At 45.5% G+C, this 22,742-nt stretch carries 17 protein-coding genes and 1 riboswitch; of the genes, 7 read left to right on the top strand and 10 right to left on the bottom strand.

Annotated elements, in window-relative coordinates; genetic code table 11:
- Nucleotides 1–35 precede the first annotated feature (35 nt).
- Nucleotides 36–278, bottom strand: a complete 243-nt coding sequence (locus tag ACFGVR_RS07185) for a hypothetical protein (protein WP_448702055.1) — start codon at nucleotides 276–278, stop codon at nucleotides 36–38.
- A gap of 31 nt (nucleotides 279–309) precedes the next feature.
- On the opposite strand from ACFGVR_RS07185, the gene thrA reads away from it, so the two are divergent.
- The 3 genes from thrA to thrC all read left to right on the top strand — a co-directional run bounded on the left by thrA (nucleotide 310) and on the right by thrC (nucleotide 5,224).
- Nucleotides 310–2,760 (top strand): bifunctional aspartate kinase/homoserine dehydrogenase I, encoded by a 2,451-nt coding sequence (gene thrA / locus ACFGVR_RS07190; RefSeq protein WP_448702056.1) that lies wholly within the window; start codon nucleotides 310–312, stop codon nucleotides 2,758–2,760.
- 216 nt (nucleotides 2,761–2,976) lie between these two features.
- Entirely contained in the window at nucleotides 2,977–3,909 is a 933-nt protein-coding gene (locus tag ACFGVR_RS07195) for a homoserine kinase (RefSeq protein ID WP_448702058.1), read from the top strand.
- Between the two features lie 7 nt (nucleotides 3,910–3,916).
- Complete coding sequence (gene thrC / locus ACFGVR_RS07200) at nucleotides 3,917–5,224, top strand: threonine synthase (RefSeq protein ID WP_448702059.1); 1,308 nt, start codon at nucleotides 3,917–3,919, stop codon at nucleotides 5,222–5,224.
- A 215-nt stretch (nucleotides 5,225–5,439) separates the two neighbouring features.
- Here the strand turns inward: thrC and ACFGVR_RS07205 are convergent, their stop codons facing one another.
- Nucleotides 5,440–7,092: a M28 family metallopeptidase gene (locus tag ACFGVR_RS07205; RefSeq protein ID WP_448702061.1), complete on the bottom strand. Its 1,653-nt coding sequence runs from the start codon at nucleotides 7,090–7,092 to the stop codon at nucleotides 5,440–5,442.
- 82 nt (nucleotides 7,093–7,174) lie between these two features.
- On the opposite strand from ACFGVR_RS07205, the gene ACFGVR_RS07210 reads away from it, so the two are divergent.
- A complete protein-coding gene (locus ACFGVR_RS07210) occupies nucleotides 7,175–7,810 on the top strand; it encodes a hypothetical protein (protein ID WP_448702062.1) in 636 nt (211 codons plus the stop codon).
- Nucleotides 7,811–7,816: 6 nt separating this feature from the next.
- Nucleotides 7,817–8,416 (top strand): HAD family hydrolase, encoded by a 600-nt coding sequence (locus tag ACFGVR_RS07215; protein WP_448702064.1) that lies wholly within the window; start codon nucleotides 7,817–7,819, stop codon nucleotides 8,414–8,416.
- Here the strand turns inward: ACFGVR_RS07215 and ACFGVR_RS07220 are convergent, their stop codons facing one another.
- The 6 genes from ACFGVR_RS07220 to murQ form a co-directional block, all read right to left on the bottom strand.
- A complete protein-coding gene (locus ACFGVR_RS07220; RefSeq protein ID WP_448702065.1) occupies nucleotides 8,417–8,617 on the bottom strand; it encodes a hypothetical protein in 201 nt (66 codons plus the stop codon).
- An 89-nt stretch (nucleotides 8,618–8,706) separates the two neighbouring features.
- A complete protein-coding gene (gene metF / locus ACFGVR_RS07225) occupies nucleotides 8,707–9,663 on the bottom strand; it encodes a methylenetetrahydrofolate reductase [NAD(P)H] (RefSeq protein ID WP_448702066.1) in 957 nt (318 codons plus the stop codon).
- Nucleotides 9,664–9,927: 264 nt separating this feature from the next.
- Nucleotides 9,928–13,647, bottom strand: a complete 3,720-nt coding sequence (metH, locus tag ACFGVR_RS07230; RefSeq protein ID WP_448702068.1) for a methionine synthase — start codon at nucleotides 13,645–13,647, stop codon at nucleotides 9,928–9,930.
- Nucleotides 13,648–13,786: 139 nt separating this feature from the next.
- Nucleotides 13,787–13,897, bottom strand: a riboswitch (SAM riboswitch).
- Nucleotides 13,898–14,030: 133 nt separating this feature from the next.
- Nucleotides 14,031–14,762, bottom strand: coding sequence for a Bax inhibitor-1/YccA family protein (locus ACFGVR_RS07235; protein ID WP_448702069.1), 732 nt, complete (start codon nucleotides 14,760–14,762; stop codon nucleotides 14,031–14,033).
- A gap of 67 nt (nucleotides 14,763–14,829) precedes the next feature.
- Nucleotides 14,830–15,396, bottom strand: coding sequence for a hypothetical protein (locus tag ACFGVR_RS07240; RefSeq protein ID WP_448702070.1), 567 nt, complete (start codon nucleotides 15,394–15,396; stop codon nucleotides 14,830–14,832).
- A 31-nt stretch (nucleotides 15,397–15,427) separates the two neighbouring features.
- Nucleotides 15,428–16,246, bottom strand: a complete 819-nt coding sequence (gene murQ / locus ACFGVR_RS07245; RefSeq protein WP_448702071.1) for an N-acetylmuramic acid 6-phosphate etherase — start codon at nucleotides 16,244–16,246, stop codon at nucleotides 15,428–15,430.
- Between the two features lie 111 nt (nucleotides 16,247–16,357).
- Here murQ and ACFGVR_RS07250 point away from each other — a divergent pair, with 111 nt between their 5' ends.
- Nucleotides 16,358–17,944 carry a S41 family peptidase gene (locus ACFGVR_RS07250; protein ID WP_448702072.1) on the top strand — a complete coding sequence of 529 codons (1,587 nt, stop codon included), beginning with the start codon at nucleotides 16,358–16,360 and terminating at the stop codon, nucleotides 17,942–17,944.
- A 458-nt stretch (nucleotides 17,945–18,402) separates the two neighbouring features.
- On the opposite strand, the gene ACFGVR_RS07255 is transcribed toward ACFGVR_RS07250, so the two are convergent.
- A complete protein-coding gene (locus ACFGVR_RS07255) occupies nucleotides 18,403–20,301 on the bottom strand; it encodes an SMEK domain-containing protein (protein WP_448702073.1) in 1,899 nt (632 codons plus the stop codon).
- Nucleotides 20,302–20,480: 179 nt separating this feature from the next.
- Here ACFGVR_RS07255 and ACFGVR_RS07260 point away from each other — a divergent pair, with 179 nt between their 5' ends.
- Nucleotides 20,481–21,752, top strand: a complete 1,272-nt coding sequence (locus ACFGVR_RS07260) for a glycoside hydrolase family 28 protein (protein WP_448702074.1) — start codon at nucleotides 20,481–20,483, stop codon at nucleotides 21,750–21,752.
- Nucleotides 21,753–21,831: 79 nt separating this feature from the next.
- Here the strand turns inward: ACFGVR_RS07260 and ACFGVR_RS07265 are convergent, their stop codons facing one another.
- On the bottom strand, nucleotides 21,832–22,734 hold the full coding sequence (locus tag ACFGVR_RS07265) for a lysophospholipid acyltransferase family protein (protein ID WP_448702076.1): 903 nt from the start codon (nucleotides 22,732–22,734) through the stop codon (nucleotides 21,832–21,834).
- Nucleotides 22,735–22,742: the final 8 nt, after the last annotated feature.

The following is a 22,742-nucleotide window of genomic DNA, read 5'->3' on the forward strand; positions in this document are numbered from 1 at the left end:
ACCCACCCCATCGACTTTATCTAAAAATTTTAAAATTACCCTTGCACAATTGAAATATAAGCACTTACTTTACCGCCGCATACAAACAGCACAACAATGTTAACAAACACTTCTACAACCACAACAACCACAACTACCGGCGGCACAGCGCACGGAGGGTGATCTTGGTATATAGAAATGAAAATATAAAAACCACAGAAGAGCCTTCCTCGACAAGAGAAAGGCTCTTCTGCTTTAATAACCGTAGCGAGGCGAAGATATTGAGGATCGTATCTCATATCTCACATCTCAATACTCACATCTAAAAAAATGAAAGTTTTAAAATTCGGTGGCACTTCGGTTGGTTCGGTACAAAGTATCAGCACTGTGCTTAACATCCTGAAACAGGAAACCCAAAATGGAGAGAACCCGGTAGTTGTATTATCGGCCATGAGCGGTGTAACCAACCTGTTGGTATCTATGGCCGAGCAGGCTGCATTGGGTAACAGCTTTAGCGATTCGCTGGCTGAGCTTGAAAAAAAACACTTCGACGTTGTGCGTGCTTTGTTAGAAGTGCAGCAACAAAACCCGGTATTTACCAAGCTGAAGATCTATTTTAACGAGCTGGAAGACCTGCTGAATGGTATCCATAGCTTACGCGAGTTAACAGCCCAAACCAGGGACCTGGTACTAAGCTACGGCGAGCGCTGCTCAACCTTTATGGTGAGTAAAATAGCCGCGCAGCAGTTTCCGCAATCGCAGTTTGTTAACGCTGCCGACCTGATCAAAACCGACAGCAGCTTTGGCCACGCCAAGGTGAATATGGAGCTCACCGAAATGCTGGTGCGCAATTACTATTACGAAAATACCGGGCGTTTGCTTTTTGTAACCGGCTTTATATCCAGCAACGATGCCGGCCGCATTACCACCCTGGGCCGCGGCGGCAGCGATTATACCGCAGCCATTTTAGGCTCGGCGCTTAATGCCAGCGAAATACAGGTGTGGACCGATGTGAACGGCATGATGACCGCCGACCCGCGCATGGTGAAAAAGGCATTTTCGTTACCCGAACTGTCGTACACCGAAGCAATGGAGCTTTCGTTCTTTGGCGCCAAGGTAATTTACCCGCCAACCATGATCCCGGCCTTTTTGAAAAAGATCCCGATCGTTATCCTCAATACTTTTGATACCGCTTTCGCCGGAACTTATATTAGGCACAACGTTAGCCCGTCAAACCTGCCTATCAAAGGTATTTCGTCTATCAACGAAGTAAGCATCATCAACCTCGAAGGTAGCGGCATGGTAGGCAAGGCAGGCTTTAGCGGCCGCCTGTTCAGTATGCTGGCGCGTGAGCAGATCAGCGTGATCCTGATCACCCAGTCATCGTCTGAGCATAGCATCACTTTTGCTATCCCACCGGCTGATGCGGTAAAGGCACTGCATTTGATAGAGCAGGAATTTGAACTTGAACTACAGGCCAAAAAGCTGGATAAACCGCAGATCGAACAAAACCTGTCGGTACTGGCTATAGTTGGCGAGAACATGAAACAAACTCCCGGCATATCGGGCAAATTGTTCCATGCGCTGGGCCGTAACGGTATCAATGTTCGCGCGATAGCGCAGGGCTCATCCGAATACAATATCTCAGTGATCATTTCCCGCAGCGATCTGGCGAAAGCCTTAAATGCGGTACACGATTCGTTCTTCGTATCATTAAATAAAACGTTGCACGTGTTCTGTTTAGGTACCGGCAACATTGGCACAACCTTGTTCCGTCAGTTAAATGAGCATGCAGAGTTTTTAAAACAGCATAACGGTATCCAGGTAAAAATTGTGGGCATCAGCAATACCCGTAAAATGGTATTTAACGAGGATGGGCTTTCGCTCGATAACTGGAAGGAAGCTTTAGAGGCATCGGGCCAATCTGCCAACCTGGACGAATTTGTTGCTAAAATGCAGGCCATGAATTTGCCTAACTGCGTATTTGCCGATAACACTGCCAGCCCGACACCTATTGGGTATTACGAACGCGTTTTTAAATCGAACATCTCGATAGTAACCTGCAACAAAATTGGCAACTCGGGTACTTACGCCCAATACAAAATTTTTAAGGATACCGCCCGCAAGCATGGCGTTGATTTTTATTACGAAACCAATGTTGGTGCAGGTTTACCGATAGTACGCACATTAAAAGATCTGATGATGAGCGGCGACAGGGTGATCCGTATCGAGGCTATCCTTTCGGGTACGATCTCGTTCATTTTCAATAATTTTAAAGGTGATGTAAGCTTCCATGATGTGGTGAAGACCGCGCAGGACAAAGGCTATACCGAACCCGATCCGCGCGACGACCTGCGCGGCACCGACTTTATGCGCAAAATGCTGATCCTTGCCCGCGATGCAGGGTATGTATTGGAACCCGGCGATGTGAATATTGAAAGCATGCTGCCAAAAGCATGTTTAGATGCAGGTACCGTTGCCGATTTTTATAAAGAGCTGAACAATGAAGGCAAATTTTTTGCCGATATGAAGGCCAAAGCCGAAGCCGACGGAAAAGTGTTGCGCTACATAGGCAAGCTGGAAGATGGCAAGGTAAGTATCACCTTACAGGCAGTGGATGAGAACCATCCTTTTTATACCCTTTCGGGAAGTGATAATATCATATCCTTCACCACCGAAAGGTATAAGGACCGCCCGCTGGTAGTAAAAGGCCCGGGGGCAGGCGCCGAGGTAACCGCCGCAGGTGTGTTTGCCGATATTGTGAATGTGGGAACCCATTAGGAGGGAATCAAGAGACACGAAGCAGGAATTAACACAACAACAACCTTGTCATTTCGAACGAGGGACGAGAGAGAAATCTTCTGTAAGCGACTTGCGAAGCGATGAGTCTGAAGCAGAAGATCTCTCACTAGCGTTCGAGATGACAAAATGATAATAAACAGGTAATAAACAATCTTTCGGACTTTCCGACTTTCGGTCTTCCGGACTAAAAATAAAATGAAATCAATTAAAGTATTCGCGCCGGCAACGGTTGCTAATGTAGTATGCGGGTTTGATGTGCTGGGGTTTGCGGTTAATGCGCCTGGCGATGAGGTAGTGATGCGCCTGGTTGATAAGCCCGGAGTTGTGCTCACCAAAATTGAAGGCGATAACGGCAAGCTGCCTTTAGCTGCCGAAAAAAATACCGTTAGCGCAAGTGTACAGCATTATCTGAAACACGTTAACCGCACCGATGTGGGTGTGGAAATTGAACTTTACAAAAAAATGCCTATTGGCAGTGGTTTGGGTTCGAGTTCGGCAAGTACGGTTGCGGGCTTGTATGCCATCAATAAGTTAATGGGCGATTTGCTTACGCCGATGGAAATGGTACCGTTTGCCATGAAAGGCGAAGAGTTGGCCTGTGGTTATGGCCATGCGGATAACGTTGCCCCGGCTATGCTGGGTGGTTTTGTGCTCATCCGTAGTTATGAACCTCTGGATATCATTAAACTACCGGTACCTGATGGTTTATATTGCGCCATCGTTTTCCCGGATGTGGACGTGCCAACCCGCGATGCCCGCCAGATGATCCGCAAAAGCGTGCAACTCAAAGACGCCGTGGTGCAATGGGGTAACGTAGCCGGTTTGGTAAGCGGTTTGTTTATGAACGATCTCGACCTGATAGGCCGTAGCATGCACGATGTGTTGGTTGAGCCGGTGCGTTCCATCCTCATCCCCGATTTTTACAAAATGCGCGAAATGGCAATGGAAGGCGGCGCTATCAGCTTTGGTATATCAGGTTCGGGCCCATCGGTCTTCGCGTTTACCCGCGATGAGCAAACTGCCCATAACATCACCAACAACATACAACAACATTTAAAAACCCTCAACATTGCCAGCTATACTTACGTATCAGCCGTTAATGAACAAGGCCCCCAAATATTAGGTTAAATACACCATGAAATTTTACAGTACCAATAGCCCGGCAGTGCATGTGCCTTTTAAGGAAGCCGTTTTTAACAGCTTACCGCAGGATAAAGGTTTATATATGCCGGTGAACATCCCCCAATTAAGCCCGGAGTTTTTGAGCAACCTGGGTAAGTATTCCCTTCAGGAGATTGCCTTTGAAGTGGCTAAAACCATGTTGAGTGATTCTATCCCCGAGCAGGATCTGAAGGCCATTGTTGAGGATGCCATCAACTTTGAAGCGCCGGTAGTAAAGCTGGAAGAAGATGTTTACGTGCTGGAACTTTTCCACGGGCCATCATTAGCCTTTAAAGATTTTGGCGCCCGTTTTATGAGTCGGGTAATGAGCTACTTTTTGCGCGACGGCGAGAAAATGCTGGATATTTTGGTGGCTACCAGCGGGGATACCGGTGGTGCCGTAGCTCTGGGCTTTTTGGGTGTGCCCAATACCCGTGTGACGATATTGTACCCAAAAGGCAAGGTTAGCCCGATACAGGAGCAGCAATTAACCACCAACGGGCAAAACATCCGCGCGGTTGAGGTTGACGGTACTTTTGACGATTGCCAGGCTTTGGTAAAACAAGCCTTTGTAAATGATGAACTGAACGGGAAATTTAGGTTGACATCGGCAAACTCAATTAATATTGCGCGCTTAATACCGCAAACCTTTTACTATTTTAACGCCTATGCGCAGCTGCTGCGTGCAGGTAAAACTGATGTGGTGTTTAGCGTACCGAGCGGTAACTTTGGTAACCTGGGCGCCGGTTTATTAGCCTGGAAAATGGGGCTGCCGGTAAAGCAATTTATTGCGGCAACCAATGCAAACGATACCGTGCCCAAATTTTTAAATACCGGTTTTTACAAACCCAAACCATCGGTGGCGACTTTGAGTAACGCAATGGATGTGGGTAATCCGAGCAACTGGATCCGCATAGCGCATATCTTCCAGGATCCTGAAAAGCTGAAACAACTGGTAAGCGGCTGCAGTTATACCGATGAACAGACCCGTGAAGCTATTGAGGCGGTTTACAAGCAATACGGTTATGTGGTTTGCCCGCATACGGCGATAGCGTGGCAAGCTTTAAAGGATTATCAAAAAGCTAACCCCAGCAATAAAGCCGCAGGTGTATTTTTATCGACAGCGCACCCATGCAAGTTTCCCGAAGTATTTTCGGATGAGATTGCCGATAAAATTGTGGTGCCGGAGCAGGTGAAAGAGCTGGAAGATAAGCCGAGTTTATCTGTTAGTTTGGAGACGGATTTTGCAGGGTTTAAGAAATACCTTTTAGAGAACGCCTAATAAAAAAAGCGTCATTGCGAGCGGTAGCGCAGCAATCCCTACATAGGACGATCGATACCTTCAATCGGACCTGTATAGCATAGAGATTGCTTTGTACCTCACAATGACGCGTAGAGAGACTTGCACAGCCTCTCTGTATGATGGGTTGCCGAAACAAGTTCGGCATGACTGCCAAAAAATAAATCCGAAATCGAAAATTCGATATCCGAAATTTCTTACTGTCTCAACTTTTTAAACTCCGATCCATCTTTCCATTTGGGGAAAGTGGTTTCAAAGGCCAGGCGTTTACCTACCTGGAACAATAGCTCAATATCTTCCATACCGCCGTCGAGGTTCCAGGTGGAGTCGTACATATCGGCCGGGCGATGGTAGCGGTTGGTGGTATAGTCATCCAGCATTTTTTGGCCATAGGTTTTACCTTTGCCTACCACATCTATACCGGCCGAGGTGGTTAACGATGGTACACCCACTTTGGCAAAGTTAAAGTGATCAGAGCGGTAAAAATGGCCCGCTTCGGGGTTGGCTTCGGGTGCCAGGTAACGGCCTTTTTTCTGGAGTTCGGCTTTTACATAGTCTTCCAGTTCTGATTGTCCTTCGCCGGAGATGGCCAGGTCTTTGGTTTTGCCGAAATTATTGATCACATCGATATTGAGGGCGGCCACGGTTTTATCCAGCGGGTAAACGGGGTGTTGGCCATAATATTCCGAACCCAACAAACCTTGTTCCTCGGCTGTTACAGCTAAGAAAACGACGGTGCGCTCGGGCTGTGTTTTCATGCTTTTGAAGGCCCGGGCCATCTCTAAAATAGAAGCCGTACCGCTACCGTTATCCAGTGCGCCGTGGTAAATGGTGTCGCCTTTTTCATCGGGTTTGCCTACGCCGAAATGATCCCAGTGGGCCGAGTAGATGATATATTCATCAGGACGTTTGGTGCCGGGTATTTTGGCTATTACATTGTGCGATCTGTTGAACACCACTTTGGTATTTACCGTAACCGAAAGTTTCAATCCCATATCAAAACCTTTAAAGCCGTGTTTATTGGCGGCAACTAACACGCTGGTATCCTTACCGGCAGCCAGCAGCATATTGATAGCACTGTGGTGGGTAACCCACCCTTGTACCGCCAACTGGTAAGCATTGCTGCCGCGTTTATCCAGGTGCAGTTTAACACCGCTGTTTGAGTTTTGTACCACATTAAAAGGATACGATGCTGCGGCAGTATTGTGAATGATGATACAGCCTTTGGCGCCCTGGCGGGCTGCTTCCTCGTATTTGTAGGTCCAGCGGCCATAGTAGGTCATGGCTTTGCCTTTAAACATGGTGGTATCGCCTGTGGCAAAGCCGGGGTCGTTCACCATTACCATTACTACTTTGCCTTTTACATTAAGGCCGGCATAATCGTTCCAGTTGTACTCGGGTGCTACCACGCCAAAACCGGCAAAAACCAGATCGTCGTCTTTAAGGGTATTCACGGTGTCGGTACGTTCAGTCCACATTACAAAATCGTTGATATTTTGCAGCGTGCAGGTGTTTTTGGGGCCCTTAACAGTAAGTAAGGAGACCGATTTCGGGGTTATCTCTACCATTGGTACTTCCTGCAGGTAGCTGTCGCCGTTGCCCGGCTCCAAGCCGTAGGCCTTAAAAGCGCTTTGCAGGTAAGCTATGGTTTTGGTTTCGCCAACGGTGAATGGCCTGCGGCCCTTAAACTCGTTTGATGACAGGGTTACGATATGTTTAACCAGGCTATCCTTATTAAAGGCCGCTAAGCCATCCTGTTCATCAAATGCTACTGTTTTAGGTTGTGAGCAGGATGTTGCTATAATTGCCGCACTTGCAAATAATACGGTGCGCTGTAAATATTTGAACATATAATTTTGATTTTTAACGAATGTACAGAATTTTGGCGAGGGAAGAAAAATCTTAAAATTAGGTATCCAAACTATAGTATATTTGGATATGAAGATACTTGTGTTTTTCATGCTCTCTACGTTACTTGCTATAAGCGGTGTCGCGCAAAGCAAATTTGACACAAGCAATGTGCGGGTGGAGCCTTACTTTGCCAACCAGGGCGAGCAGGAGGATTATTGGACAAAGCAATTATTTAAGAACGAATATACTCCTCAAACTTTTGAAAGGTTTAAAGGTTCGATATCCATCATCAATGCAGATACCATAAAGTTTGGTAGTACGATATTAGGAATTCGCATCTCTAATACTGCATTAAGATCAATTTTTGAAAAGGGGATTTTGTATCCGGATATTATAGAAAACCATGGATACAACAGGAACGTAGGCGAAAAAGTTAAAGGTGTTAAACTAAATGAAAATATGGCCGACACTCTTGATCGGGATTTGGTTAAAAAACTCTATTCATATACCATAGATAACTTTGAAGAAGTTCCATTTTTAAGTAATTCTCCCCGGATCAAACGGTTTAAGTTTTGGGTTTTTAACAAACTACTACATAACCCCGAAGTTTGTTTTATTGAATTAACCAATGATAGTGCGACAACCAATACAGCTCTATCCGAATTTATAAATGGCTCAAGACTTACCTATTTTATCCACGCCTGGGTTGTTATATAAACATCTATGATCAACACCATCATCTTCGACCTGGGCGCAGTACTGATCGACTGGCACCCGAAGCATTTGTACCGAAAACTGTTTGCCACCGAGGCTGAGATAGATGACTTTTTAGCCAACATCTGTACTTCAGCCTGGAACGAAGAGCAGGATGCAGGCAGGCCGATAAAAGAAGGAACGGAAATATTAGTAGCCAAACACCCGGAACAGGAAGCCAATATCCGTGCGTTTTACAGCCGCTGGGACGAAATGCTGAACGGACCCATATCCGGTATGCCGGATATATTTAAAAAGTTAAAAGATAGCGGTAAATACAAGTTATACGCTTTAAGTAACTGGTCGGCCGAAACCTGGCCCATCGCGCTAAGCAAATACGATTTTTTAAATGACTTTGATGGCCTGGTGATATCGGGCCTGGAGGGCATACGCAAGCCCGACCCCAGGTTTTATCAGTTGTTACTGGATCGTTATCACGTTAAAACCACCGAAGCATTGTTTATCGACGATAATTACCGTAATGTATTGGCAGCACGCGAAATAGGAATTGCCTCAATTCACTTCACCTCCGCGGCCGAACTTGAAAAAGAATTGACGCAATATCTCTGACTATTCAAACGACTCGCACAGGCCCAAAATGTTATCCAGCGGGATGATCATTTTGCGGTTATGATCGGTAGAGGTGCACGTTAAAAAGTTACCGGTTACGGAGTAATCATTAATTACTACGGCCTCGATTGGTTTAGATGGAGCAGTTTTATACGCGCCATGGGTAAAAACCGGATTTTTGAAAGTGACAATGAATTTCATAGTGATAGGTTGTACAGTAAAAGACAGGTAGGCCGCCAGGGGGAGCAGCGGGCGTATGTTGTCTCAAATGTAAAAAATATCTACTACAATTAAAATATTGCCTGTGCAATGCGTTTGGTAGGCTCGGGGTTGCCCATGGTGTAAAAGTGCAATACAGGTACACCAAATTGAACCAGTTCTTTACATTGCTGTATCATCCACTGAATGCCGACTTCGCGCACATCTTCCTTGGTTTTGGCATCGGTAATGGCTTCGGTTAAGGCTTCGGGGATGTCGATATGGAAGATCTTCGACAGGCTGATCAATTGTTTGGATACGGTAATAGGTTTTAATCCCGGTATGATGGGTACGTTGATGCCGTTGGCGCGGCAGTTGTTTACAAAATCGAAGTACTTTTGATTATCGAAGAACATCTGGGTAACAATAAAGCCCGCACCCATATCAACCTTTTGTTTGAGGTATTTAAAGTCGGTTTTGAGGTTTGGGGCCTCGAAGTGTTTTTCGGGGTAACCGGCTACACCGATACAGAAATCGGTTTTGTAGGGCGATTCTACATCATCGTGCAGGTAAATGCCGTTGTTCATGTTCACTACCTGGCCAAGCAGGTCGGTAGCATAGGTATGGCCGCCTGGGGTTGGTACAAAGCCCGAGTCGGCTTTACGGGCATCGCCGCGCAGCACCAACACGTTATCGATACCTAAAAATTGCAGGTCGATGAGGGCGTACTCGGTTTCTTCTTTGGTAAAGCCACCGCAGATTAAGTGAGGTACGGCATCAACTTTATACTTGTTCATAATAGCCGCGCAAACAGCAACAGTACCAGGGCGTTTGCGGGTGATTACTTTTTCAAGCAAACCGTTCGGGTGTTCTTTGTAGATATGATCTTCGCGCAGTGATGTTACATCGATAAACGGAGGGTTTAGCTCCATTAGCGGATCGATAGCGTTAAAGATGCCTTGTATGCTCGAGCCTTTGATAGGCGGTAAGAGTTCGAACGAGAATAGTGTTTTGCCCTTGGCGTTGCTTATATGCTCAGTAATTTTCATGCTGTAAACCTCTAAGAGGCTTCTAATTTTTAATGTACAATTATATATAAAACTATGTCATTTCGAACGAGGTACGAGAGAGAAATCTTCTGCTTTTTCATCTGCGTGCGCCTGCCGTGGTGCAGACCTGTCGCGAGCAGAAGATTTCTCCTATCGTCGAAATGACAAACCGGTTAAGTTTCGTTCGTGACCCCCTCCCTGCACCCTCTCGGTGGGAGGGAATCGCACAGCCCCTTCTTATGAATGCCCGAAATGACAAGCGGTTTAGTATGCAAGGTTTGGGCTTAACCATCGCTCAACCTCTTCCAGCGGCATGCCTTTACGTACCGCGTAATCTTCCACCTGGTCTTTATTGATTTTGCCTAAGCCGAAGTAGCGCGATTGCGGGTGGGCGAAGTAGAACCCGCTTACCGATGCGGCAGGCGTCATGGCTAAGCTCTCTGTCAGGTGCATTTGGGCGTTGTCTTCGGCTTTGAGCAGTTTAAACAGCGTTGTTTTTTCGGTATGATCCGGGCAGGCGGGGTATCCCGGTGCCGGGCGGATTCCCTGGTATTTTTCTTTGATCAGGTCTTCGCTTTCGAGGTGCTCTTCTCTGGCGTAGCCCCAGTAATCCTTACGTACCAGCTCGTGCATTTTTTCGGCGAAAGCTTCGGCAAAACGATCGGCAATGGCTTTGGCCATAATGCTGTTGTAATCGTCGTAATCGGCTTCAAATTTGGCCACCAGTTCGTCGCAGCCAATTCCCGCGGTTACAGCAAAGCCACCCCAGTAATCGGGTACGCCGCTTGCTTTTGGAGCGATAAAATCCGACAGGGCATAATATGGCTCGTCCTTAACTTTTTCGGCCTGCTGGCGAAGGGTGTAAATGGTATCCAACACCTTGGTGCGGGTTTCGTCAGTATACAGCTCAATATCGTCGCCAACGCTGTTTGCCGGCCAGAAACCGATAACGCCGTTGGCCTGTAACAGCTTTTCGGATACGATCTTATTCATTAACGCCTGCGCATCATCATAAAGCTTTTTAGCTTCAACGCCGACGGTCTTGTCGTCAAATATTTTTGGATAGCTGCCGCGCAACTCCCAGGTGTGGAAGAAAGGCGTCCAATCGATATAAGGCACCAATTCCTCCAATGGAAATGCTTCAAAAACCTTAGTGCCGGCAAACGTTGGTTTGGGCGGCATCGCCCCGTTTAAGTTCAATTCAATCCGTTGTTTACGGGCTTCACCTATGGTGACAAAACGCTTATCGGACTTTTTATTCAAATGGGCTTCGCGGGCTTTATCATATTCATCGCGGATGCCCTGGATATAGCTGTCGCGGTTTTCATGACTCATCAGGCTGCTGCATACGGTAACGCTGCGCGAGGCATCCAACACGTGTATAGCCGGACCTGAATAATTTGGCGCGATCTTTACCGCGGCATGGATACGCGATGTGGTTGCGCCGCCGACAATAAGCGGAATGGTAAAGTTTTGGCGCTCCATTTCTTTGGCAAAGTGAACCATCTCATCTAACGATGGGGTGATCAAACCGCTTAAGCCGATTATATCGACATTTTGGGCCTTGGCTTCCTCGATGATCTTTTGCGCAGGCACCATTACACCAAGATCGATCACCTCGAAGTTGTTACAGGCCAGTACCACGCCTACAATGTTTTTACCGATATCGTGCACATCGCCTTTTACGGTAGCCATGAGTACTTTACCCGCGTTGGCGCGTTCGTTACCGGTAGTTTCGCCGGCATCGATAACCCGTTGTTTTTCGAGTTCGATAAATGGCAACAGGTACGCCACGGCCTTTTTCATCACCCGGGCCGATTTTACCACCTGCGGCAAAAACATTTTACCGGCGCCAAACAGATCGCCCACGATGTTCATACCGTCCATCAGCGGGCCCTCGATCACCTCTAAGGGTTTGGCATATTTTAAGCGTGCTTCTTCCACGTCATCGTCAAGATATTCGATGATACCTTTAACCAGGGCGTGCGATAAGCGTTTTTCGACCGGGTCTTTACGCCACTCTTCATCTTTAACGATCTCTTTACCTTTACTCTTTACCGTTTCGGCAAAGTCAACCAGGCGCTCGGTAGCATCGGGGCGACGATTGAGCAAGACATCTTCAACACGTTCCAACAGATCTTTCGGGATCTCCTCGTAAACCTCGAGCATGCCCGCGTTTACGATACCCATATCCATACCGGCCTTAATGGCGTGGTACAGAAAGGCCGAGTGCATAGCCTCGCGCACCACGTTGTTACCGCGGAAGGAGAACGAGATATTACTTACGCCACCGCTTACCTTGGCCATTGGCAGGTTTTGTTTTATCCAGCGGGTGGCGTTGATGAAGTCGACCGCATAATTGTTATGCTCTTCCAGTCCCGTGGCAACGGTTAATATGTTAGGGTCGAAAATAATGTCCTGCGGCGGGAAGCCGATCTCGTTCACCAAAATATCGTAACTGCGTTTACAGATCTCGATACGACGCTCGTAGCTATCGGCCTGGCCTTGTTCATCAAAGGCCATCACTACCGTGGCTGCGCCGTATTGCAATATTTTAGACGCGTATTCGCGGAATTTATCTTCGCCTTCTTTAAGTGAGATAGAGTTAACGATGCCTTTGCCCTGTAAACATTTTAAGCCGGCTTCGATCACTGTCCATTTGGACGAATCGACCATGATGGGCAGTTTGGCAATATCAGGTTCGGAGGCAATGAGGTTTAAAAACTTCACCATGGTGGCTTCCGAATCGATCATGCCCTCGTCCATGTTCACGTCGATCACCTGCGCGCCGCCGTCAACCTGCTGGCGCGCAACTACCAGTGCACCTTCAAAATCTTCGGCCAGGATAAGTTTGCTAAACTTTGGCGAACCGGTAATATTGGTACGTTCGCCTACGTTCACAAAATTAGTTTCGGGTGTGATGTTTACCGATTCCAATCCGCTTAAGCGCATATAGGGCGTTATTTCGCCCACCTTCCGCGGCTGGAATTTTGCCGCCTTTTCGGCGATGCAACGGATATGGTCGGGCGTAGTACCACAACAACCACCGGCAATGTTTACCAGGCCGCTTTCCATAAAGTCTTCAACCAAATGAGCGGTTTCGTGCGGTGTTTCGTCGTAAGCGCCAAACTCGTTGGGTAAACCTGCGTTAGGGTATGCCGATATAAACACATCGGATATATGCGATAGCTCTTCAATATGCGGGCGCATTTCCTTCGCGCCAAGCGCACAGTTTAAGCCGATAGAGAGCAAATTGGCGTGCCGAACCGAGTTCCAGAACGCCTCTACAGTTTGCCCGGATAGCGTACGGCCGGAAGCATCGGTAATGGTGCCCGAGATCATGATACCGCCTGTAGGCAAAAAGGCAGGGTAATGTTTGCCTGCTGCCTTACATTCCTCTTCGTACTTTTTAATGGCAAAGATGGCAGCTTTGCAGTTGAGCGTATCAAAAATGGTTTCGATCAGCAGCACGTCGCTGCCGCCATCAACCAGGCCACGCACCTGATCGTAATAAGCGTTTACCAGGTCGTCAAAAGTTACGGCGCGGTAACCCGGGTCGTTCACGTCGGGCGACAGGGAGGCCGTGCGGTTGGTTGGCCCGATGGCACCTGCAACAAAACGTGGCTTTTCGGGGTTCTTTGCTGTGTATTCGGTAGCAACTTCTTTAGCCAAACGGGCACCTTCGTAGCTTAATTCGTAAGCTAAAGGCTCCAGGTGATAATCGGCAAGTGAGATGACCTGTGTGCTGAAGGTGTTGGTTTCGATAATATCGGCACCGGCTTCGAGGTAATCGGCATGTATAGCTTTGATCACATCGGGGCGCGTGATGTTAAGCAGGTCGTTATTGCCCTGCAGGTCCGATGGGTGATCTTTAAAACGTTCGCCACGAAAGTCGGCCTCGGTGAGTTGATACCGCTGTATCATGGTGCCCATTGCGCCGTCGATAATGAGAATACGTTTTTTGAGTTCTTGTCTGATGTCCATTTTTTGGTATTGAGTATAGCGTATTGCGTATTGAGATATGACATACGAAAATTACGGGTAACAATCGCTATACGTAATACTCAAATCGCAATACTAAAAATCTGCTTACGTCGAAAAGTCGGGTTTTTGGTTTGACTTTCGCTTATCTGTCTTAAACCGCGAAGTGAGGTTTAAGTAGAATGTAGCACCTTGTAAGTACAGGTTGCTAAGACATCGCAGGGTCTAATCCCTCCGTCTTTCTCTATAAGCACCACAAAGGTGCGTAATAAAAAGGAGAGAATCAAGAGCCAGGATGCAAGAATCAAGATTAAGACAGTTAGTAAAAAAAATGCCGTTGAAAAGTACAATACTTTCAACGGCATTTTGTGTAAGTTATTTAAAAATTATCTTCTGCGGCCGAATAAGCGGAGCAGTGAAAGAATTAAGTTAATAAGGGTAATGTATAATGACAGTGCACCCATTAATGCCAGTTTATTTGTGCTCTCGGTACCGGATTCGGCTTGTGCGCCGATCTGTTTTAGCATTTGCATGTAATAAGCGGTTAAGCCGATAAATACTGCCGAACCAACGATGCCGATGATATAGCTCAGGGTATCGCCGCCGATCCAGAAGTTAAGGAACGATGCTGCTACAACGCCAATCATACCATACCAAAGCAAGTTTCCAAACTTTGACAGATCCTGGGTGGTATAGTATCCGGCAATAGCCATTGCTGCGAAGATAACCACACCGGCCACAAATACGTTCAGTATTGATGCAGCCGTGTAAACCAAAAATACCAGACTTAAGCTGATACCAATGATTGCTGAGTAAGCAATAAACAGGGCTATCAATACCGGGAACGACAGTTTGTTAAAGCCGAAGTTCATCACCAGCGAAAACAGTATTGGCGAAAAGATCGCAAAATACCCAAAACCGGTTAAGCCGCCTTGTACAGGGTCGACTATCAATTGCAGGTATTTAATATCGGTTGTGAAAAAATAAGTAGTGATACCGGATATGATCATGGCTACAAACATCCAGGTAAAGACACTTCCTAAAAATTTGCGGGATGCGGCACCTTCGTCTACCTGAAGTACATTGTCATATTTATAATTAAAATCCTTTGTTTCCATTTCTATTAAAATTTAAATCTATAAACGTTATTTGTATTTTTTTAGTGCAATATAGTTATAAGTCCAATTAATTCAAGCGCTTTACCAATTGTTCTTCAACTTTTTTAAATACCTGTAAGGGTTTAAGCGTACGCCAGCTTAAATCATCCAAAACGCCGCCAAAATTAATGTAATAGTCGATGTTGTTTTGTTTAAATTCTTCGATAACATGCTCGCGGAAATTAATGCCGGCTATCCACCCGTCTTCAACCTCCTGGAACCATTCTTCGTAATAGCAATCGTCGCTGGAGTGGAAATTGAGCACATTTTCGCCAATGAGGATGAATTTGTTGATACCTTCGTCCATCATCAGTTCCAGTATCTCGCGCTTCAGTACCATAATGTCGTTATCGATGGCGTCGTTCCACTCGCCGATAAATTCGATGATGGAATAACCACGATCGTAATCAACAAATAAAACTTTTAAATAAAGTGTGCTGGAGCCAAACGAATCCCATTGGGGGTGCAGCAGGTAATTGTAAACCTGCTTATCAAACTCAAACTCGTTGTATTCGGTAGCGTAAAACGGCGAGTGCTCGTCTTCTGATGCTACATAATCATCGCGCCAGCGGTAATATGGTTCTATCTCGTGCATCCCTGTCCCAACCCCCTCTCTGATTCTTTGGTTATTTCCTCTGTGTTATGGGTGCATGGTCTACTGCCTGCCGCACGCTGCCGTACTTTTCGAGCAGGCTGGCCGCGGTTTGCTCATCAAGCCCGGTGGCCTGCATCACCATATTGGTGCCGCGGTCTATCAGCTTATTGTTTGACAGCTGCATATCCACCATTTTATTGCCTTTAACGCGGCCCAGCTGGATCATTACAGCGGTGCTTAGCATGTTAAGGGCCAGCTTTTGGGCGGTACCGGCTTTCATCCGGGTGGAACCCGTAACAAACTCGGGGCCGGTAACCATTTCAACCGGGTATTGCGCCGCAGCGGCAATAGGGCCGCCCTCATTACAAACTATACAGCCGGTTACTACCCCATTTTTATTGGCCATTTGCAAACCGCCTATCACGTACGGTGTAGTGCCCGACGCGGCAAGGCCCACCAGTACGTCCTTATCGTTAATTTGATATTCCTGTAAGTCTTTCCAGGCTTGTTCGGCATCGTCTTCGGCAAACTCAACGGCCTTGCGGATGGCGCCATCACCACCGGCAATAATACCTACCACCCAATCAAACGGTACGCCGTATGTTGGCGGGCATTCTGATGCATCAACCACACCCAGCCTGCCGCTGGTACCCGCGCCTATGTAAAACAGGCGCCCACCGTTTTTCATCCTTTCGGCGGTTATAGTTACCAGTTTTTCCAGTTGGGGGATAGCCTTTTTAACGGCATCGGCAACTGTCTGGTCTTCCTTATTAATGTTTAACAGGATCTCGTTAACCGGCATTTGCTCCAGGTTGTTATAGTGAGAATCCTTTTCGGTGACTATTTTCAATGGCGTTATATTATAATAAACAAAATTGCTAAAATTTACCAAATACTTAAAGCTATCAACATAAAATTATTGTTGATAATATGCAATGCTTACTTTAGCGGGTGTAAATTAATGAAAAATAACGCAATAACTTTTTTTCGTACCATTATGCTGTTGTTTGCAGGGGCCTTGATGGGTATTTGGTTCAGCAACGAAAACTTAGGCGGGCACCGGTTCTTTTTAAACGGCAATGATAAACTGCAGCGCGTTGTTAAACTGGTGCACGATAAATATGTCGACTCGGTTGATATAGATAGCCTTGAAGGTAAAACCGTTAACCAGGTTTTGCAAAACCTTGATCCGCATTCGCTTTATCTTCCGTCACAGCGGGCACAATCAATAAATGAGCGCCTGGATGGTGGCTTTTACGGTGTTGGCATTGAGTACCTGATGCTGGATGATACGCTGTATATCAGCCAGGTTTTACCGGGCGGGCCTGCTGCAAGGGCAGGCATTGTTAGCGGCGACAGGGTAATTAACCTTAACGATAAAAAGCTGGCTGGTACGCACCTCACTACCGACCAGATAGACGCTAATTTTAGAGGCGCAAAAAATACAGAACTACAAATAGGCGTATTGCACCCGGGCAGCACATCGGTGAAAACCTTAAACCTTAAACGCGACCATGTTGACCTGAGCAGCCTGGACGCGGCCTATATGGTTGGCCCCAATACCGGCTATGTTAAAATAAGCAAGTTTGCCGCCACCACCGATCGTGATTTTAAAGCCGCTTTGAAAAAACTGCAGGCACAGGGCATGCAGAAACTGGTGCTCGACCTGCGCGACAACGGCGGCGGTTACCTGAGCGCGGCTACGGCTATGGCCGATGAGTTTTTACCCGCCGGTAAGCTGATTATGTACACCCGGGGGGTACACGAACCGCGTACCGATTACTTTGCTACCGACTCGGGCCTGTTTGAAAAAGGTAAGCTTGCTGTGCTGATCAACGAGTACTCGGCCTCGGCAAGTGAAATACTGGCCGGTGCCTTACAGGACCTGGACCGCGCCACTATTGTGGGCAGGCGCTCATTTGGTAAAGGCCTGGTGCAGGAACAGTTTGCCTTTGGTGATGGTTCGGCAGTAAATTTAACCATAGCGCGGTATTACACCCCCTCGGGCAGGTCTATACAAAAATCGTATAAGGATGGTGCTGATACTTACCATAACGAGCTGGCCGAACGGATGCGCAAAGGCGAACTGTTTTCGGAGAAAAGCAACCTGGACGACAGCATCTTCAAGCAGCCATCAAAATACCATACCGCTAATGGGCGCAAAGTTTTTAGCGGTGGCGGCATTATGCCCGATGTATTTATCCCCGCCGATACTACCGGCAATACCGAATTACTGTACAGCCTGAGCAACCGCCAGCATTTTATGGCTTTTGCAATACAAAAAATGCAGCGGGATATAAAGCAATACCCCACCTTTGATGCCTTTAGTAAGAACTACCAGGTTAACGATGATACTTTTACCGATTTCCTGTTGTACGCAAGCAAAACGCTAAAACAGCTTGATTCGGACCAGATCAAACAATCGGATAAAAAGATACGCCTGTACCTTAAAGCTTTTGCCGCCCGGTTTAAATGGGGCGATGATGCCTACTTTAAGATCCTGAATAAGGATGATGTGACGCTGAAAGCAGCTGTCGCTGTTTTATAATATGTACACTGAGACTGAAACTCAATCAATCATGAACAGCAGGGGGGAAATTGTAAGAATATTTCACCATTGTTTTAGTCTTGATTCCTGGCTCTTGATTCTTGCCTCAGTTCCCAGGGGGGAAATTGTAAGAATATTTCACCATTGTTTTAGTCTTGATTCCTGGCTCTTGATTCTTGCCTCAGTTCCCAGGGGGGAAATTGTAAGAAATTTTTCAAGTACTTATCCCATTCAATCATTCAAAACTCAATCCTTCAATCATGAACAGCAGGGGGGAAATTGTAAGAAATTTTTCGCCTGTTCCATACTTTACAACCCCGCCAATTTACTCAATAACCAATAACTCAACAACCAAACAGCCTCGCGCTTGTTACAATATACGCATTTTTTGTGAGATAAAAATATACAATCATGCTGATTTAGAACCCAATAAGATTACCTATTTGGTTGTTTAAACACTATATCTTATTCTCCAAATAGCTTTTTACTTTTTCAGCAACCATTAATTTGATGAGTGAGTAAGAAGGGAGTTTACTATTAATAAAAGAAATATCGATCATTCCGGTTCCTCGCAAATTATAGTAGTTGCCATTGATCGTTATAGGACGTGTCCAAACTTCTCCAGTGGAAAATATTGTCTTATCTATTGGGTTATCCAAGTCATCACTTACATAAAAATGAATGCTATTTTGCTTTTGTGCCACTGATTTTAATTTAAAGTATTCAATCTGTGGACCATGCGTTAATGAATGATCTTTAATTAAAAGAAATATTAGAGTATTTCCATGATCGAATAAAGCCAACTCTTTTGTTAATAGGGGGAAGTATTCGGCAAGAAACTGATTATAAACTCGTGCAAAGTTTTCAAAGAATATTTTCAAATTTTTAGCCATGATTTCCATATTCCAAGAACTCCAAACCGTTCCATAAATATGTGGCTTTGTTTGACCAACGTTGTAAATTCGTGTAGTTGCAGTAATGTCATTTCTTTCCAAGTAGTCAATATAATAATTAACCAGTGCGATATTATATATTGTCGATGTGGGATCGACTTTAACAACAGGCACATCATCCATTTTCGCACGTTGGAAAGCTAATTCCATCTGCTTTTTATGTTCGGGGGTATCTTTTCGATTTTGAAAGTCATCAACATTACAATGAATATGGTTTAATGCCGGATTAATATTTAGGATTGATTCCAACCATATCGGCCATACTTTATTTATAGTAAATTTAATTTCAGACAAATCATAGGTGTTCTGAATCGAATTAAATCCTAAAATCACATGAAAGCTGTCAACAAAACTGGTAAGATACTCATTTACTACAAAATCATCATGAATGGGGAATTGATATTGTTTAAATGCGCGCTCAAAATCGTCCTTAATCGTACTGTAAGCTAATTTAAATGGCTGATCACCTATGGTATTTTCATGTGAGTAATGAAGTACTAAAACTGTACCTGTGATGACGGCTTTGCCAATATCAAACGAAGTATCTGTTTTGATTCGCTTAATTAGCGGTTCGTTACTTGTATACGGAACCGGGAATAGTAGAAAAGAATAATTATTCTTTTCATATCTAATAATTCCTACGCCTATCTTAAAATAGTCAGAGTACAAACAGTCTTTTATCAGCTTGAATTCTCGTTCTAAAATCGTATTATAAATTTCAAGGAACTTATTTATTTCTTTTATCTGTCCAGGCGTTAGCTCAAGTTCGGGCACAACATTTTTTCGCAAGTTGTCTATTTCATTTTCGAGTTCTTTTTTACTAAGTTGTAATTCCAAGTTCAAATTTAAGATGGCAGCGGATGACGCTTGCTGAAGCGAGTGGCCCACCTCATTTTCAAGCAGATCTTTGACCAATAAAAACCTGTTATGATCTGTTCGGTAAAGTTTTTTTATGTCACGGATAAGTGTTTCCGGATAAAAAAGGTCGGTTGAGTCGACAAATGAGCTAAGAATCTTTTGGGGAGTGTTCGTTTTGGTAAATGTAATTTTCCTATCCTGATTTAATATAAAGAATCTGATGCCATTAGAAAATATTTGATGGTGACCCTTAGCCACAGCAACTTTCAGTGAACTAATGATTTTTGCGACATCCGTGCGCGAAGTTACCTGAAATGCAATTTTAGAACCCCCTTTGTCTCCAAGATCAATGCCGGGGAAATTTATCTTTTCATCGTTTAAATCTGACAACTTGTAATTATAAACGAGGTTTAGTAATCCAAGACATAAACCTTCTGAGGATTTGTTAATATCGAAATAATTTACCGCGTTGCTAAGGCGAACAGTTGTTAACCAAGTGCCTAAAAGTAGATTAACCCGATTTATTTCGTTGGTTTCATTTAACATTGGAGATGGATTCTTTAATATAAAGATAAGCCAATGGATTATATATACGAATATCAATATGTATGTGATTCTGGGTTCTTATTAAGGATGCACTTCATACCGGATACCACAGGACGGCTGTTTTGTTTATAATCCGTATGTTCGCCTGAAACCAATTTAACCCGTCTTTTTTTATTTTTATGAAAAAACATATTGCTATAGCCTTGCTGCTGTTTATGCCATTCGGGCTTACAACAGCCTTTGCAGCAGGCAAAAAAACCTATAACATTGCCCAACACGGCGCTGTTGGCGATGCCAAAACATTAAACACCAAAGCCATACAGGCCGTTATTGATCTGTGTGCCAAAAAAGGCGGCGGCACTGTTATCATCCCGAAAGGCATATTTTTAAGCGGCGCTATTTTTTTAAAACCGGGCGTAAACATCGATATGCAGGAAGGCTCGATACTGCGCGGCTCGCAAAACATTGAGGATTATCCTAAACAACCGCGCCGCATTGAGGGCCATACCGAGCCATGGCGCATGGCTTTGGTAAATGCCGATAAATGCGATCACCTGCATATCACCGGCAAGGGCACTTTAGATGGTAACGGCGAACCGTTCTGGAAACTGTTTTACAGCCGCCGCACTGCCGATCCTAAAACCACCAACCTGAGTGTGGAGCGTCCGCAGCTTTGTTTTATCCAAAACTCGCACGATGTAGAGGTTAAAGGCATTACCTTTTTAAACTCCGGCTTTTGGAACCTGCACCTGTACAAAAACCAGGAAGTTACAGTTGATAACTGTCGCTTTATAGCACCGGGCGGCCGTGTGCCCGACGATCATGCACCAAGCTCTGACGGTATCGACGTGGACAGTTCGCAGGACGTGACCATTGGTAACTGCTTTTTTTCGACCGGCGATGATGATATTGCACTGAAAGGCTCTAAGGGCCCGTTTGCTTTACAGGATAAAGACAGCCCGCCGGTTGAGCGTATCCACATTCATGATTGTGTGTTTGAAAAAGGTGGCGGCGTAATGACCTGCGGCAGTGAAGCAACCATTGTGCGCGATGTGGATATTAAACGCTGTACTGCCAAAGGCACCAACGTATTGCGTTTAAAACTACGCCCCGATACCCCGCAGCAATACGAAAATATTAGTTTAGAAGACATCACCATGGAAGACAACGCTACCCTGTTTACCGTAGCACCATGGACACAATATTTTGATTTGAAAGGACAAGAGCCGCCAAAATCGCTGGTGCGTAACATCACCATCAGCAATGTAAAAGGTTCGGGCAGCTCAATGGGCCGCATAGCCGGCAATGCCGGTACCGAGTTTGGTACCATGACCTTAAAAAATGTAAACGTACAGCTTAAAAATACCGGGTCGGAAGCGGCAAACCTTAAAGGCCTCACCATGGAAAATGTAATAGTGAACGGAGCCGCTATTTCAATGCCTGCAAAATAATAAAGTACAATAGCACAAGCCGGAGCCTTTAACGAAAGTTAAGGGCTCTGTTTGTTTGTGAGCAAGGCTAATTATCAGTTTAATAGGCAGTATTCGCAGCGTTGTTAAAATCTTCCGGTTTAAACTTCCATCTCCGGTGCGACCATAGCCAGTACTGCGGCTCATGCCGGATGACCTGCTCCAGGTATTGTACGTGTGTGTCGGTAATTTCGTGCTCAGCAGTTTGTTTGGGCGCGGCAAACATCGGTACAAAAGTGCAGTGGTAATACCCACGTTTCAGCACCCTGATGTCGCAAAACACCACAACACTGTTGGTCATTTTGGCCAGCTTTTCCACACCTAAAAATATGGCTGTGGGTTGGTTTAAAAATTTGGTAAAATAGGTTACTTCGGGCTTGGCCGGTGTTTGGTCGCCCGCAATTACGGTTACGGTCTGCTCGCCGCGATACTCCATTAGTTTGCGCACGGTTTGTTTCATGCTCACCAGCGTGGCCCCAAAGCGCGATCGCAGCCTGGTGATCGCCTTATCAGCAAAGCGGTTATGTAAAGGTTTATAGATAATAATGCGGCGTTGCTTAAATAACTGGCCAAACCGCAGTGCGCCTAATTCCCAGTTACCATAATGGCCCAAAACACCAATTACACTTTGCCCGCCGGCAAAAGCCTGTGTAATTATTTCAACGTTGGTTATCCGTACGCGCCTGGCTACTTCGGCTGGCGATATGGTAAGCAGTTTTACCGCCTCTACCATCAGGTTGGCCATATACTTAAAATACTGTCGCCTTATGTTTGCTCTTTCTTCTTGCGTTTTCTCCGGAAACGCGTGCAGTAAATTATCGTCAACCACCCTGCGCCTGTAGCGGGCAACGTAATACAGCACTAAAAAGATCAGATCGGCAATTAGGTAGAGTAACCAAAAAGGCAGTAGTGATACCAGGTAGAGTAAACCCAATACCAGTACGAAAAAAGCTTTTTTTATCATTTTTCATC

It is taken from the genome of Mucilaginibacter aureus, assembly GCF_053514885.1.

Bases quoted from the DNA above. Each gene is read 5' to 3' on its own strand.
- ACFGVR_RS07185 (WP_448702055.1), bottom strand. From the start codon at position 278: ATGAGATACGATCCTCAATATCTTCGCCTCGCTACGGTTATTAAAGCA.
- thrA (WP_448702056.1), top strand. From the start codon at position 310: ATGAAAGTTTTAAAATTCGGTGGCACTTCGGTTGGTTCGGTACAAAGT.
- ACFGVR_RS07195 (WP_448702058.1), top strand. From the start codon at position 2,977: ATGAAATCAATTAAAGTATTCGCGCCGGCAACGGTTGCTAATGTAGTA.
- thrC (WP_448702059.1), top strand. From the start codon at position 3,917: ATGAAATTTTACAGTACCAATAGCCCGGCAGTGCATGTGCCTTTTAAG.
- ACFGVR_RS07205 (WP_448702061.1), bottom strand. From the start codon at position 7,092: ATGTTCAAATATTTACAGCGCACCGTATTATTTGCAAGTGCGGCAATT.
- ACFGVR_RS07215 (WP_448702064.1), top strand. From the start codon at position 7,817: ATGATCAACACCATCATCTTCGACCTGGGCGCAGTACTGATCGACTGG.
- ACFGVR_RS07220 (WP_448702065.1), bottom strand. From the start codon at position 8,617: ATGAAATTCATTGTCACTTTCAAAAATCCGGTTTTTACCCATGGCGCG.
- metF (WP_448702066.1), bottom strand. From the start codon at position 9,663: ATGAAAATTACTGAGCATATAAGCAACGCCAAGGGCAAAACACTATTC.
- metH (WP_448702068.1), bottom strand. From the start codon at position 13,647: ATGGACATCAGACAAGAACTCAAAAAACGTATTCTCATTATCGACGGC.
- ACFGVR_RS07235 (WP_448702069.1), bottom strand. From the start codon at position 14,762: ATGGAAACAAAGGATTTTAATTATAAATATGACAATGTACTTCAGGTA.
- ACFGVR_RS07240 (WP_448702070.1), bottom strand. From the start codon at position 15,396: ATGCACGAGATAGAACCATATTACCGCTGGCGCGATGATTATGTAGCA.
- ACFGVR_RS07250 (WP_448702072.1), top strand. From the start codon at position 16,358: ATGAAAAATAACGCAATAACTTTTTTTCGTACCATTATGCTGTTGTTT.
- ACFGVR_RS07255 (WP_448702073.1), bottom strand. From the start codon at position 20,301: ATGTTAAATGAAACCAACGAAATAAATCGGGTTAATCTACTTTTAGGC.
- ACFGVR_RS07260 (WP_448702074.1), top strand. From the start codon at position 20,481: ATGAAAAAACATATTGCTATAGCCTTGCTGCTGTTTATGCCATTCGGG.
- ACFGVR_RS07265 (WP_448702076.1), bottom strand. From the start codon at position 22,734: ATGATAAAAAAAGCTTTTTTCGTACTGGTATTGGGTTTACTCTACCTG.